This window comes from Streptomyces sp. NPDC018000 (genome assembly GCF_044328025.1).
In the GTDB taxonomy this organism is placed as follows: Bacteria; Actinomycetota; Actinomycetes; order Streptomycetales; family Streptomycetaceae; genus Streptomyces.
In genome coordinates this window covers 501709-515570 of sequence record NZ_JBIRGM010000003.1, presented here as the reverse complement: position 1 = coordinate 515570, position 13862 = coordinate 501709, and the positions used below count along the sequence as shown (strand labels likewise).

11 protein-coding genes and 3 pseudogenes are annotated in these 13862 nt (G+C 70.2%); 11 read left to right on the top strand and 3 right to left on the bottom strand.

The window, feature by feature from the left end; all coding sequences use genetic code 11:
• The first annotated feature begins 37 nt into the window (after window positions 1–37).
• From ACH4EW_RS10820 to ACH4EW_RS10800, 5 genes and pseudogenes are all read left to right on the top strand, one after another.
• Window positions 38–814, top strand: a complete 777-nt coding sequence (locus tag ACH4EW_RS10820; RefSeq protein WP_398254298.1) for a hypothetical protein — start codon at window positions 38–40, stop codon at window positions 812–814.
• Window positions 811–2178: an ATP-binding protein gene (locus tag ACH4EW_RS10815; RefSeq protein ID WP_398254296.1), complete on the top strand. Its 1368-nt coding sequence runs from the start codon at window positions 811–813 to the stop codon at window positions 2176–2178. Before ACH4EW_RS10820 ends, ACH4EW_RS10815 begins: the two co-directional genes overlap by 4 nt.
• Before the next feature lie 155 nt (window positions 2179–2333).
• Window positions 2334–3713: an FtsW/RodA/SpoVE family cell cycle protein gene (locus tag ACH4EW_RS10810; protein WP_398254294.1), complete on the top strand. Its 1380-nt coding sequence runs from the start codon at window positions 2334–2336 to the stop codon at window positions 3711–3713.
• Window positions 3714–3768: 55 nt separating this feature from the next.
• Entirely contained in the window at window positions 3769–5226 is a 1458-nt protein-coding gene (locus ACH4EW_RS10805; RefSeq protein WP_398254291.1) for a penicillin-binding transpeptidase domain-containing protein, read from the top strand.
• Window positions 5227–5408: 182 nt separating this feature from the next.
• Window positions 5409–6266, top strand: a pseudogene (locus ACH4EW_RS10800) (amidase family protein); the annotation flags it as partial.
• On the opposite strand, the gene ACH4EW_RS10795 reads toward ACH4EW_RS10800, so the two are convergent.
• Window positions 6217–7845, bottom strand: a complete 1629-nt coding sequence (locus ACH4EW_RS10795; RefSeq protein WP_398254799.1) for an IS200/IS605 family accessory protein TnpB-related protein — start codon at window positions 7843–7845, stop codon at window positions 6217–6219. The pseudogene ACH4EW_RS10800 and the gene ACH4EW_RS10795 overlap by 50 nt on opposite strands.
• 172 nt (window positions 7846–8017) lie before the next feature.
• On the opposite strand from ACH4EW_RS10795, the pseudogene ACH4EW_RS10790 reads away from it, so the two are divergent.
• Together ACH4EW_RS10790 and ACH4EW_RS10785 are read left to right on the top strand one after the other, a co-directional pair.
• Window positions 8018–8259: pseudogene (locus ACH4EW_RS10790) on the top strand (amidase family protein); the annotation flags it as partial.
• Window positions 8258–8434, top strand: a pseudogene (locus ACH4EW_RS10785) (DUF3291 domain-containing protein); the annotation flags it as partial. The pseudogenes ACH4EW_RS10790 and ACH4EW_RS10785, both read left to right, overlap by 2 nt.
• A gap of 9 nt (window positions 8435–8443) precedes the next feature.
• On the opposite strand, the gene ACH4EW_RS10780 reads toward ACH4EW_RS10785, so the two are convergent.
• Window positions 8444–9280 (bottom strand): hypothetical protein, encoded by an 837-nt coding sequence (locus ACH4EW_RS10780; RefSeq protein ID WP_398254289.1) that lies wholly within the window; start codon window positions 9278–9280, stop codon window positions 8444–8446.
• A gap of 196 nt (window positions 9281–9476) precedes the next feature.
• Between ACH4EW_RS10780 and ACH4EW_RS10775 the strand changes: the two genes are divergently transcribed.
• A complete protein-coding gene (locus ACH4EW_RS10775) occupies window positions 9477–10361 on the top strand; it encodes an alpha/beta fold hydrolase (RefSeq protein WP_398254286.1) in 885 nt (294 codons plus the stop codon).
• Between the two features lie 33 nt (window positions 10362–10394).
• Here ACH4EW_RS10775 and ACH4EW_RS10770 read toward each other — a convergent pair whose 3' ends face one another.
• Window positions 10395–11513, bottom strand: coding sequence for a ferritin-like domain-containing protein (locus ACH4EW_RS10770; protein ID WP_398254283.1), 1119 nt, complete (start codon window positions 11511–11513; stop codon window positions 10395–10397).
• Between the two features lie 213 nt (window positions 11514–11726).
• On the opposite strand from ACH4EW_RS10770, the gene ACH4EW_RS10765 reads away from it, so the two are divergent.
• The 3 genes from ACH4EW_RS10765 to ACH4EW_RS10755 all read left to right on the top strand — a co-directional run bounded on the left by ACH4EW_RS10765 (window position 11727) and on the right by ACH4EW_RS10755 (window position 13768).
• Window positions 11727–12662 carry a diiron oxygenase gene (locus tag ACH4EW_RS10765; protein ID WP_398254281.1) on the top strand — a complete coding sequence of 312 codons (936 nt, stop codon included), beginning with the start codon at window positions 11727–11729 and terminating at the stop codon, window positions 12660–12662.
• A gap of 66 nt (window positions 12663–12728) precedes the next feature.
• Window positions 12729–13484: a TetR/AcrR family transcriptional regulator gene (locus ACH4EW_RS10760; RefSeq protein ID WP_398254278.1), complete on the top strand. Its 756-nt coding sequence runs from the start codon at window positions 12729–12731 to the stop codon at window positions 13482–13484.
• Window positions 13485–13501: 17 nt separating this feature from the next.
• Entirely contained in the window at window positions 13502–13768 is a 267-nt protein-coding gene (locus tag ACH4EW_RS10755; protein ID WP_398254276.1) for a hypothetical protein, read from the top strand.
• The last annotated feature ends 94 nt before the right edge of the window (window positions 13769–13862 follow it).

The window sequence follows — 13862 nt, the reverse complement described above, 5'->3', positions numbered from 1 at the left end:
GGTCTATGAGGCATGGACCGCGGGAAGGGAGGGCTTCATGCGTCCACATCGCCGGGTGCGGTGTCGCGCGGCGGCGGCCCTCGGGGCCGTCGTCGGCGCAGTGCTGCTGGCCGGCTGTAACACCGGCGGCGGGCTGCGGAGCGCCGGACCGGTTCCGGATGCCGTGGGGCCCGCCAGGCTCTGGCCCGAACTGCCGCCCGCTTCCGCCGCTCCGTACGACTACGGCGAGGGCGAGACCGCACGTATCCCGGGGATATCGGTGCCGGACGGCGATGTGCACCGTCTGAACCCAGTGGCGGTGGTGCAGGCCGGTCTCAAGGCCCGGCCGAACCGGCCCAGCGGTTCGGCCGACCTCCCCGCCGACACCGTCCGCCACATCCTTGCGTGCCGCACCGAGCCCGCCTCCTGTCCCGTGCTGCAGCCCTACTACCGTGATCTCACGGGCGACGGCAAGGACGAGATGGTGCTCGGCATCCGGATGCCCGGACGCCAGCTCTCCGTACGGGTCTACATGCCGGAGGCGGGCGGGCTGACCCGGATCCTGTCCACCACGGACGCCGTGATCAGCGTCGAGCTGGCCGGGCGGGATCTGATCATGCGGGTGCCATCGGCCATCACCGGGTACGAGTACCGCACCGCCTGGTCCTGGGACGGCCGGCAGCACGCGATGCTGCCCGCCCGGGACGAGATCCTGCGGATGCCCGCGTCCCGGGCCCCGCAGCCGCACCCCCCGACCACCCGGCCGACCGCCGGGCCCACGACCGCCGGCCCCACCGCCGCACCGCCCGACGGTGTGTCCGCCGAGCGCCGATGAGGCGGCACGGGGCCGGGCGGGGCGGGACGAAGTGGCGCAGGCCGCGCGCGCCTTCCTGGACCGCGACGCTCACCTGGAAGGCGGCCGTCTTCATCACGGTGATGTGCTGTGCCCTCGCGGCGCTGCTGAGCGTGCTGGTCCACACCGCGGTGACCCGTCAGACGGTCGGCCAGGCCCGCGCGGAGGCGCTGACCCGCCTTGAGGGCGTCACCGTCGCGTACGAGACGGGCGAGCCACTACCGCCGGGTTCCGGCATCGATCCCCCGGGGCTGCCCGCCTCCCTGCGCGCCCTGGCCGTCAGCGGTCGGCGGGGCACGCGCGTCGCCTATCACAACGGACGTCCGGTCATGTGGGCGGCGGCTCCGGCCGACGGCCGCGCGCTGGCCACGGAGGTGGACTACAGCCAGAGCGCCCGCACGATCAACGATCTCGACGGGGCGATCGTCGGCTCCTCCCTGCTGGCCACCGGCGCCACCCTGCTCGTCGGCGCGTTCGCCGTCACCCGGGTCACCCGACGGCTGCACCAGACGGCCCAGGTGGCCCGCCGGATCAGTGCGGGCGACCTCGACGCCCGCGTCGACGACCCGCGTACGGCGGACCCTTCGCGCCCGCAGGACGAGGTGGCGATTGTCGCCGGTGCGCTGGACACGATGGCGTCCACGCTCCAGCACAAGCTGCTGACCGAGCAGCGGTTCACCGCCGATGTGGCGCACGAACTACGCACCCCGCTGACCGGCCTCTCGGCCGCCGCCGAACTGCTGCCGCCGGGGCGACCGTCCGAACTGGTGCGGGACCGGGTCCGGACGATGCGCGGGTTGACGGAGGATCTGCTGGAGATCTCCCGGCTCGACACCCATACGGAGCACGGGGATCTCGATGTCCACGAACTGGCGCCGCTCGTCGAACGCGTGGTGCGCGCCTCCGGAACGCAGACCGAGGTCCGCTTCGGACAGACGGGCACAGGGCGACCGCAGGCGCACGTACAGGTCGAGACCGACAAGCGGCGTCTGGAGCGGGTGCTGGGCAATCTGATCGCCAATGCGCACAAGCATGGCCGCCCCCCGGTGGTGCTGACGATCGACGGGCCGGTGGTGACCGTACGCGATCACGGTCCGGGTTTTCCGGAATATCTGCTGCACAGCGGACCGCAGCGGTTCCGTACCGAGGGCGGCGCCAAGGGACACGGGCTCGGGCTGACCATCGCCGTCGGCCAGGCGGAGGTGATCGGCGCCGACCTCGCCTTCTCCAACGCCGAGGACGGCGGGGCGGTGGCCCGGCTGACGCTCCCCGAGTACGTACGACCGGGCGACGATGCGCCGGAGAGCCGGGACGATCCGGAATCCGGGCCGCAGCACAAGGGGTGAGGCGCCGTATGGGTGAGAGGCCGTACAAGGAATGAGGGCCGTCGGCTCACACCGCGCCGGCACCGGCCACCACGCAGACCCCGATGAACATATCGGTAGACATACCCGCTATGACATAAGGGACATAGACACCACCACTTGCTACGTTGCGTGGCATGACCGCAACGACGGCGGACGCACCCCCGCCCGATCTACGGCTGCCCAAGCGGCGCGGAGTCGAACTGCTGCTCCTCATCGGGGCCGTCCTCATCTCCGTCTACGGCTACGCCGCCGTCGGCCTGGCCAGGAGCGGCGCGGTCCCGCCCGACGTCGCCGCCTACGGCGCGGGCCTCGGGCTGCTCGCCCTCCTCGCCCATCTCGCGGTCCGCTTCCGTGCCCCGTACGCCGATCCGCTGCTGCTGCCCATCGCCGTGCTGCTCAACGGGCTCGGCCTGGTGCTGATCTACCGGCTCGACCTGGAGACACCGAAGGACCAGGCGGCCCCCACCCAGCTGATCTGGTCCACGCTCGGCGTGGCGTTCTTCATCGCGGTGGTCGTCTTCCTGCGCGACCACCGGGTGCTCCAGCGGTACGCCTATCTCTCGGTCGCCACCGCCCTGGTCCTGATGATCGTGCCGATCTTCTTCCCGGCGGTGAACGGGGCCAAGATCTGGATCAGGATCGGCGGATTCTCCTTCCAGCCGGGCGAGTTCGCCAAGATCCTGCTCGCCGTGTTCTTCGCCGCGTATCTCGCCGCGAACCGCAATGCCCTCGCCTACACCGGCCGCCAGATCTGGAAGCTCCAGCTCCCCACCGGCCGGGTGCTCGGCCCGATCGTGGCGATCTGGCTGCTCAGCGTCGGTGTGCTGGTCCTGGAACGCGATCTGGGCACCTCGCTGCTCTTCTTCGGCCTCTTCGTCATCATGCTGTACGTGGCGACCGGCCGGACCGGCTGGATCGCGGTGGGCCTGGTGCTCGCCGCCGTCGGCGCGTTCGTCGTCGGCTCCCTGGAACCGCATGTGCACAGCCGGGTCCAGGACTGGCTCGACCCGTTCGCCTCCATCGCCGCCGGTGAGGGCCCCAGCCAGCTGGCCCAGTCGCTGTTCGCGTTCGCCGCGGGCGGGATGCTCGGTACCGGGCTGGGGCTCGGTCACTCCATCCTCATCGGCTTCGCCGTCAAGTCCGACTTCATTCTGGCGACCGCGGGCGAGGAGCTCGGTCTGACCGGGCTGACCGCGATCTTCCTGCTGTACACGCTGCTGGTCGCCCGCGGATACCGGGCCGGCCTCGCCCTGCGCGACACCTTCGGGCGGCTGCTGTCGATCGGCCTCGCCTCGATCCTGGCGCTCCAGGTGTTCGTGATCGCGGGCGGGGTGATGGGGCTGATCCCGCTGACCGGCATGGCGATGCCGTTCCTCGCCCAGGGTGGTTCGTCCGTCGTCACCAACTGGATCATCGTGGCGCTGCTGATCCGGATCAGCGACCAGGCCCGCAGACCCCACCCCGACCACGTGGAGACCGGAGTCATCGCGCCGGTGGCGGAGGACGAGCCGTGATCCCGTACCCGCGAGCCGTGATCCCGTACCCGCCGCGAGCCCCGGAGGCCAGGCCGTGATCCGCTACATCCGCCGAGCCGCCGCGCTCTGTCTGCTCCTGCTCGTGGCGCTGCTGCTGAACGCCGCCCGCATCCAGGTCTTCCAGGCCGACAGCCTGAACGACAACCCCGCCAACCGCCGTCTCACGATCACCCGTTACAGCCAGCCGCGCGGCAACATCCTGGTCGGCGGCAACTCCGTCACCGGTTCCGAGAACACCGGTGAGCAGCTCAAGTACGAGCGCACGTACAAGAACGGCCCGCTGTACGCGCCGGTGACCGGCTACGCCTCGCAGACGTACGGCACGACCCTGATCGAGAACGCCGAGGACGACATCCTCTCCGGCACCGACTCGATGCTCGCCCCGTTCCCTCTGTGGAACGAGATCACCCGCAGCCAGCAGCCCGGCGGCAATGTCGTCACGACCATCAAGGACTCGATGCAGCGCGCCGCCTACAACGGGCTCGGCGGGCGGCGGGGCGCGGTCGCCGCCGTCGAGCCGTCGACCGGCAGAATCCTGGCGCTGGTCTCGACCCCTTCGTACGATCCCGGGCTGCTCTCCGGCACCGGTTCGTCCGTCACCGACGCCTGGCAGCTGCTGAACGCGTCGAAGAGCCGGCCGATGCTCAACCGGGCGATCCGGCAGACCTATCCGCCGGGCTCCACCTTCAAGATCGTGACAGCGGCGGCCGCCCTCGACACCGACGTCGTCACCGATCCCGACGCCAGGACCGACACCCCGTCCCCCTATGTGCTGCCGGGTACGACGACCACGCTCCCCAATGAGGCGGAAGGCTGTGAGAACGCCTCGCTCGCCGAGGCGATCCGGGTCTCCTGCAACACCGTGCTGGCGGAGCTGGGGGTGCGGGTCGGGCTGACGGACATGGTGGACGCGGTGCGTAAGTTCGGCTTCAACGACTCCGGGCTGAAGATCCCGTCGGGGGTGGCGAAGAGCAACTTCGACACCGAGATGAGCGACGACCAGCTGGCGCTCTCGTCGATCGGGCAGTTCGACACGACGGCGACACCGCTCCAAATGGCGATGGTGGCATCGGCCGTGGCGAACGGCGGCGACCTCAAGTACCCGTATCTGGTGGACCGTACGACCACGAGCAGCGGCTCGACCGTCCACCGGAACGGCTCACGCACCTACCACCAGGCGATGAGCTGGCGGACGGCCATGCAACTGCGGCGGATGATGGTCGACGTCGTGGAGCGGGGCACCGGGTCCCACGCCGCGATCGACGGCGTGAAGGTCGGTGGCAAGACCGGCACCGCACAGCACGGCATCGACAACTCGGGCAGGCCGTACGCCTGGTTCATCTCCTGGGCACAGGCGCCGGCCGCGACGCAGCCCGCCGTCGCGGTAGCCGTGGTCGTCGAGGACGCCGCGGCGAACCGGGCCGACATCAGCGGCGGTGGCAGCGCTGCCCCGATCGCCCGTTCCGTCATGGAGGCGGCCCTGACAGACTGACGACCTCGCCCACGATTGGCAGTGGGAGAAGGAGCGGTGTCTGGGGCCTTCGAATCCAAGGCGGAGGAGGGAGTCGACGCGGCGCGTCGGCGACTGACGACAACGCCGGAGGCGGAGGTCCCAGACACCGCGACGCCGCTGACAATCGTGGGCGAGGTCGTGATCGCGTGGCGGATGCGGGCGTGGGCCGGGCACTGGAGCGGATCGGGCGGGAGGATCCGCGCCTGTGCGCGTTCATCGAGGTGTGGCCCGGAAGGGCGCTCGCCGACGAGGAGCAGGCACGTCAACTTCCTTTGGCCGGTTTGCCGTTCGCGGTCAAGGGGTCGACCGGTATCCGTTCGTACGCGGCCCGCCGGCTGGTCGCGGCCGGCGGCGTCCCGGTCGGCGCGACCTCGGTGCCCGGCCCCGGCACGCCGTGGCAGACCTGGGGGCTGGGCGCCCACGGCCGTACGGTCAACCCGTGGCGCCCCGACCGCACGCCCGGCGGCTCCTCGGCGGGTTCGGCGGTGGCGGTCGCGGCGGATCTGGTGGAGCTGGCGACCGGCAGCGACGGGGCGGGGTCGGTACGGATTCCGGCGGCGTGGTGCGGGGTGTTCGGCCTGAAGACGACGAATGGCCTGCTGCCCTCCCCCGACCGGTCCGGGCTCGCTTCCGCCGGGGTGCTGACCCGCTCGGTGGCTCACGCCCAGACCTATCTGCGCTGTGTCCTGGACGGCTGCGAACCGGCGACGGCGGACCTTCCGATCCCTGCTGTCTTCAGCCCCGATCTGGGGTACGCGGAGGTCGATCCGGAAGTCGAGTCGGTCGTCCGGCGTGCGGCCCGGCGGCTCGTGGCGAGCGGGGTGGTGCGGCTCGTGGACCGTACGTGCGAGCTGCTCGACCCGCGAGAGGCATGGCAGGCGGTCCGGGGCGGGGAGCCGTCCCCGGCCGCCGCGGAGATCCGGCGCGAGAACGACCTCCGGCTCGACGCCCTGTTCGCCCGTACCGTTCCTAACCAGTGCGCAGGAGTGGGTCCTGGACCCACTGCTGCGTTCTGGGCGCATCCCGAACGGTGTTGGATGCGCTGGGTTCCCGCTTTCGCGTCCCGCTCGGCGGCACGCCTCCAGGGGCGTGATCCGTTGCGGGTGGGCGGGTTCCCTCACGCCCCCGGTTGCCTGGCCTGGCCTGGGCGGTCCGATGCCCCGCACGATCACTCCGGTCGTGTGGGGGCGGTGCCGTCCGACGCCGGACCGGGTGTCCGAGGGCGCGGCGTCCGATCACGATGCCGGCGGCATCGTGACGGGACATTCTGCGGTGCGGGGTGGCCAGCGGTTTCTGCCAGTGCTGTGCACCCCACATCGAGGTGTAGGCAGGGTCGACGGCCACGATCGCAAGGCCTTGTTCGGCGGCCATGGAGACCAGCCGCGCCTTGAGCCTGCCGGTCGGAATACCCGAGATCAGCTGCCGGAACCGCGTTTTGCGGCCGTGTTTCTCGCGGGTCTTGTCGGTGGTGAAGTCGAGGTCTTCGATGGCGATCGCGGCGGCACCGGTCTGCTTGGCCCAGTGCAGCAATTGGGTCAGGGCGTGGCGGATCTGTGCGTCGCGGTGGGTGGTGGTGCCGGAGAGGTCGTAGGGGAAGTGGTGGGGGTTGCCGATGGGGTTGCCGTGTGGGTCGAGGTGGTAGGCGGCGAAGTGGTCGGCGTTGGTGTCGACGCCGACCACGCCCCGGGCGCGGGCGGTGGCCAGCGGGATGGTCTGCACAAGGGGGCGTTGCCAGGAGGCAGTGAGGTACCAGCGGCGGCGGTCGGTGTCGTGGTGGATGCGGTAGGCGACGGCCCTGTTCGCGGTGACGCGGTCGGCCCACTCCACGCCCCGGTGCGCGAACGCGACGGTGGCGGTGAGGGTGTAGCGGCCGTGTTTGGTGTTGGCCAGGTGGGTGAGCGGGGCGGGCAGCTTGATGGACACCTCGCCGTCCGGGGTGACGCGGATCGTCTCGTTCCCGAACCGCTTCCCCGACTCACCATCAGCCGCGATGAACCAACGCTCCGCCTCCCACCGCTCCCGCCACCGCTCCTCGGCCAGCCGGGCCTGGGTGAGGTGGTGGCGGGTGTGGAGGAGACGTCTGCCGCCCCGCACCACACGCACCCGTCCAGCCTGCCGGTCGGCGACCACAGCCGCATGCCGCGCCTCCAGGGCGGCCAGGCGCCGGGACTTGTGGAACCACTCACGCCGGGAGCGGTAGCCGCCCGCGGCCCGCTTCGTCCCCGGCGTACCGATCGGGAGGGACAGTCGGTGGCGCAGCGTCCTGATCGCGGTTTCGAGTGTCTGGATGTGTGCGGTCTGGCAGCGGCGGGCCAGTGCCCACTGGTCGTGTGTGGCCTTGGTGATCGTGCCCGCGATCCGTGACGACGACAGCGCGGTCAGGTTCCGCTTGCGTGACGCCCAGGTGTCCGCGCTGTGCTCCAGACCATCCGCGCAGCGGGCTTTGAGATCACGCGAGGCCAGACGGCCCTGATGCTCACCGACCAGGCGGAGCACGTTCTCGTCCTGGGGCGTGAGGTGCTTCAGACGGTCCCGGACCGCCACCCCGCAAGGCCCCGGCACCACGAACGGCGCCGCCAACTCCCGCAAACCACCCACCACACCGCCCCCTCCCACCGACCCCGGACACCTGCCACCCAGCCCAACGAGCAGCAACCGCCAAGGTCACCCATTCGGCTCCGGAACTCCCGTTCCCACCCCGCGAACCCACCGACAGGACCCACTCCCGCTCACCACAACTCACTTCAGCGCAGCAAACCGGCAGCAGCTCGCAACCCCTCTGCTGCTCACCCCCAACCGACGCACGGCCACGACGGTCCGGGCGAGCTCTACTCGACGGCGCTGACCTGGGCGTTCAACCTCAGCGGTCATCCCGCCGCGAGTGTGCCCGCCGGATTCACGGCGAACGGCTGCCCGGTCGGACTCCAATTGGTCGCGCAGCGCGGGGCGGACGTCTCGCTGCCCGGTATGGCCCTTGCGGTGGAGAATGTGCTGATTACCGTGCGGTCATGAATGGTTCGAGCGGGTGGAGGAGGCCATGACCGCCCTGTGGTGGGTGCCGGCGGGCGTGCGCCCGACGATGCCGGACGCCGAGGAGCGCCTGCGCCATCTACGTGAACACGGCTCGACGAAGCGGGCGTTCACCCTACGCACGACTTTCCCGGCACCCGCCCCGGCTGCGGGCTGAACGGACTGATCAGCCGATCGGCTTCCGCGACTCGGACCTGACCTTCGCGGTGTCCGCCGCCAGTTGCTTCAGGTCGACGGACTGCGGGTCCATCATCGCGGTCCTGGGCGTGACCACGGCGACCATGGCGCCCGTGTTTCCGTCGCCCCAGGCGCACATGGGGAGGCTGCTCGACACGCCGCCGGTCTTCTGCCGCACGACCTGGCACTCGACCGTGATGCCGTATCCGTCGGGGGTGAACTCCTTGGCGGGTACGGCAAGGGTCGCACCCTCCGCCTCCGCAGCCCCCGAAAGGATCTTGCCCCGCGCGGACTCGGGGTTCCGCAGCTGCCCCCACATCCCGGACAGAACCAGCACACCACCCTCGGGTGAGGTGTACTGCGCGACGGCCGCCTTCGGATTCCGGATGCTGGGATCGTAGGTGTCCTCGACCCCCTTGCCCTGGGTCTGCGACATGTCCTCAGTCAGAGTGAACTCACCGTCCAGCAGCTTCTTCTCCACGGTGAGCCTGTACTCCGCCGACGGGAAGCTGCCCGCGACCGCGTTGCCGGCATCCACCAGCTTGAAGGCTGCGTAGCCGAGCCCGCCCACCACCGCGAGTACGGCGACCGTGATCCCGATGACGAGTCCGGTCCGCCTCTTCTTCGGCAGCTGCGCGCCGGGCAGGCCGGGAAACCCCGGCTGCCCCCACGGACCCTGCGGCGGAAGTTGCTGCTGCGGATGGCCGTACGGGGTCTGCTGGGCGTACGCGTTGTACTGGGGCTGGGGCTGCGGGGGCCCGTACGGGCCGTGGTGCGGCTGCGGTGGCCCGTACGGGCCCTGTGGCGGCTGCGGTGGCATGGTCATGGCACCACGTTACGTCACGCATGCGAACGCGATTTCGAACCGACCCGACAGTGTCGCCGCAACAACGACCGCCACCGCACCCGCGTCTCCTTCCGGGGCGGCGGATGGCATACATCCATTATGGCCGCCGGAGGTGCCCTGTTCCCTCCTGCTGTCGAACGATGTTGGGCCGCTTTTGGCGTCCTACCGTGGCCCCATGACCGTTCTTCACGTACGCGATCACAGCGGCCCCGACGACGACGGCCGTCCGGCCCTCCTGCTGCTCCACGGGGCCTCGCGCTCCCTCGCCGACTGGGACGCCGTCGCCCCGCAACTCACCGCCGGCCACCGGGTGCTCGCCGTCGACCTGCCCGGCCACGGCCTCAGCACCTCTTCGTCGTGGTCCTTCGACGCGGTACTGAGCGACCTGGACGAGACCCTCGTCGCCCTGGGGATCACGGGCCCCGTGATCCCCGTCGGGCATTCGCTGGGCGGGATGGTCGCCGCGCTGTACGCGGCCGAGCGGCCGGGCCTGGTGCCGGGGGCGGTGAACCTGGACGGATTCTGGTGGGGATCGCCCGCGCAGTACCCGGGGCTGGACCCGGACGAGGTGGCCCGACGGCTGGCCGACATCGGTGACATGACCCGGGCGTCGGCGGCGCAGCGGATGCCCGCGGAGTACGTCGAGCAACAGGCCACGTACAGCGTGGGGCTGGGCATCCCCTACGAGCGGGCCGAGGCATCGTTCCGCGCCAGCGTGCGAGAACTCCCCGACGGCGGCTTCCAGTTGCTGCCGGCCCAGGAGTGCGCCCTGGAGATGCTGGACGCGATGGACACCCTCGATCTCTTCGCACTGTTCCGTCGTATCCCCTGCCCGCTGCTGCTTGTCCGGGCCCTGCACCGGGTGCCGCCGACGCCCGGCCTGGAGTGGCTGGACGAGCTGATGGACGCGTACGGACAGGGCCTGGCCCGGGATCTGACGAAGCTGGCGACGGAACGGGCGGGCGTCACAGCCGAGGGCATCGGAGCGACACACGCGATGCTGCTGGAGGTGCCGGAGCAGGTGGCGGAGCTGGTGCGGGGATTCGTCTCACGGCTGTGAGTTCCCGCTCCCTGCCGGACAGCCGTTGTCTTCTCACTCCCCGGACGGGCTCGACTCCCCCTGCGTTATCGCCTCCTCGACCTCCGCGACCCTGGCCCGTTCCTCCGCCGCGAAACGGTCCCGGTCCAGTTGCTCGGCCAGTTCCTCGTCCTGGGCCATCAGCAGGTCCAGGCTGGAGTCGCCGAGCTCGAAGACGCCCATGTCGACGTAGGCCTTCTGGAGCCGTTCGCCCCACAGGCCGATGTCCTTGACGCACGGCACTATCCGGCTGAACAGCAGCTTGCGGAAGAGCTGGACAAACGGTGACTGCTCGGTAAGTTCCTCGGCCTCCCGCCTGCCGATGCCGAAGTTCTCCAGCACCTCGACACCCCTGAGCCGGTCGCGCATCAGATAGCAGCCCTCGATGACGAACTCCTCGCGTTCGCGCAGTTCGGCGTCGCTCAGCTGCTTGTAGTAGTCGCGCAGCGCCATCCGCCCGAAAGCGACATGCCGGGCCTCGTCCTGCATGACGTACGCGAGGATCTGCTTGGGCAGCGGCTTGGTCGTCGTGTCGCGGATCATGCCGAACGCGGCCAGGGCGAGGCCCTCTATGAGGACCTGCATGCCGAGGTAGGGCATGTCCCAGCGGGAGTCGCGCAAAGTGTCGCCGAGCAGGCCCTGGAGGTTGTCGTTGATCGGGTAGAGCATCCCGACCTTCTCGTGCAGGAACCGGCTGTATATCTCGGCATGCCGGGCCTCGTCCATGGTCTGGGTCGCGGAGTAGAATTTCGCGTCCAGATCGGGGACGGACTCCACGATCCTGGCCGCGCAGACCATGGCGCCCTGCTCACCGTGGAGGAACTGGCTGAACTGCCAGGCGGTGTAGTGCTTGCGCAGCTCGCCCCGGTCCTTGTCGGTCATCTTCGCCCAGTGCGGCGTGTCGTACAGGGTGAGGCCTTCGTCCGGGGTGCCGAGCGGGTCGGCGGGGTCGACCTCCAGGGACCAGTCGATGCGCTTGTTGCCGTCCCACTGCTTGTCCTTGCCCTTCTGGTAGAGGGCGAGCAGGCGTTCGCGGCCGTCGTCGTAGTCCCAGCTGAAGCGGGCGGCGCCGGAGGCGGGCACCTGCCACAACGGTGTGTCGGGGGCAGTGGTGTAGAGGTCGTGTGTCGCCACGGACGGCTCCCTTTCGCCTTGCGTGCTCCGATATGACCGACCGGCAACATGGGGGCGGTCAACCCAAATCCCTTGACGCTTGCGTCAGTTGGCAGGTTCACACGTTGGTAGACGCCGGGTCAACAAGTCGTACGCAAGGGATTGACGACCTTGCTGACATGGAGTCTCATAAGAAGTGACCGCCGGTAACCCATGTGTGAGGTGCCTCCAGCCATGACGCCAGTGACCGAAAGCGACGTGCAGTTGCTTCGCGATGCACTCGGCCCGCTCCGGGACCGCGAGCAGATCGCGGAGCGGCTGCTCGAATCCTCGGCCAAGCATTCCTTCGATCCGGACAAGGAAATCGACTGGGACTCGGCGATCGAGGACGGCAAGTGGTTCTGGCCGCCCGAGCTCGTCTCGCTCTACGACACCCCGCTGTGGCGGAGGATGCCCGAGGAGCAGCGGCTGGACCTGGCCAGGCACGAGGCGGCGTCACTGGCCTCACTGGGCATCTGGTTCGAGATCATCCTCATGCAGCTGCTGGTCCGGCACATCTACGACAAGCCGGTGACCAGCAACCACGTCCGCTACGCACTCACCGAGATAGCCGACGAGTGCCGCCACTCGATGATGTTCGCCCGCTTGATCAAGTGGACCGGTTCGCCCGAATATCCCGTGCCGCGCGTCTATCACAACCTCGCACGCGTACTGAAGACCGTTTCCACCACGCCCGGTTCGTTCGCCTCGACCCTGCTCGGCGAGGAGATCCTCGACTGGATGCAACGGCTGACGTTCCCGGACGAGCGCGTCCAGACGCTGGTGCGCGGTGTGACCCGCATCCATGTCGTCGAGGAGGCACGGCACGTCCGGTACGCCCGCGAGGAACTGCGCCGCCAGATGGTGACCGCCCCGCGCTGGGAGCGCGAGCTCGCCCGGGTCGGTTGCGGCGAGGCGGCCCGTGTCTTCTCCGTCTGCTTCATCAACCCGCTGGTGTACGAGAACATCGGCCTGGACCGCCGCGAGGCCGTCGCCCAGGTGAAGGCGAGCGGCCACCGGGCGGAGATCATGCAGACCGGCGCGAAGCGGCTGACGGACTTCCTGGACGACATCGGGGTACTCAACGGGGTGGGACGCAGGCTGTGGAAGAGCTCCGGCCTGCTTGCCTGAGCCGAAGCCCGTTGCCCGTTCGGAGCGCTTACGGCCTCCCCCGTGATGGGGATTAGGCTTCATGGCATGACCGCTGCCGTGCCGCCGACCCGTGCATACCGAAGGCTCAGCGTCGAGGCCCGCCGCGCCCAACTCCTCGGTGCGGCACTCACCTTGTTCGCACACCGGGCCCCCGACGAGGTCTCGCTCGACGAGGTGGCGACGGTCGCCGGGGTCTCCCGTCCGCTCGTGTACCGCTACTTCCCGGGCGGGCGGCAGCAGTTGTACGAGGCGGCGCTCAGGTCCGCCGCCGAGGAACTGATCCTGTGCTTCAGCGAGCCGCCCGTGGGGCCGCCCACCGAGCGGGTGGTGCGAGTACTCGACCGATATCTCGCCTTCGTGGACGGGCACGACGCCGGCTTCAGCGCACTGCTGCGCGGCGGGAGCGTCGTCGAGACCTCGCGTACGACCGCGATCGTCGACGAGGTCCGGCGGGCGGCGGCCGAGCAGATCCTGCTGCACCTGGGCCGGGGCGGCGCGGATGCCGGGGCCGAGCCCGGGCCCCGGCTGCGGATGATGGTGCGCACCTGGATCGCAGCCGTCGAGGCGGCGTCCCTGATCTGGCTGGACGAGGGGAAGCAGCCCGCCGCGGCCGAACTGCGCGACTGGCTGGTCGACCAGCTGATCGCGGTGCTGGCCGCGACGGCGGCGACGGACCCGGCGACCGCGTCGACGGTGGCCGAGCTGCTGCCGCAGGAGACCGCCGCGGGTCCGGCCGGACGGCTGGCGGAACGGCTGATCCCGGTGGCCGACGGGGCGGCCCATCTGCTGCCCGAGGATTGATCGGTCAGACTGGGGTGGTGAGAAGCGAGAACACCCCCTTCACCGGAGGGCCCCTGGACGGGCGGGTACTGCCCGTCCTCGTCGGTCCGACCGGCCATCCGCCCAAGTGGTACGAGGTCCCGGTACCGGCCGCCGACGGCGGGCCCGCCACCGTGTACGCGTACCGCCGGGTGTCGGCCGGCCACTCCAAACGGCTGGGGATTCCGCGCGGCTGGGTGTACGAGTACGCACCCGAGGGCCGTGAGCGGCACACCCCCAAGTGGCCCTGGTCGAAACCGGGCTGAGGGGGCGGGACCCGGCCGGGCCGGGGCTCGGCCGGTCTGACGACCTGGACGACGCGAGCCCGCTTCCGTGGTCCAGCGCGACCGGATCTTCTAC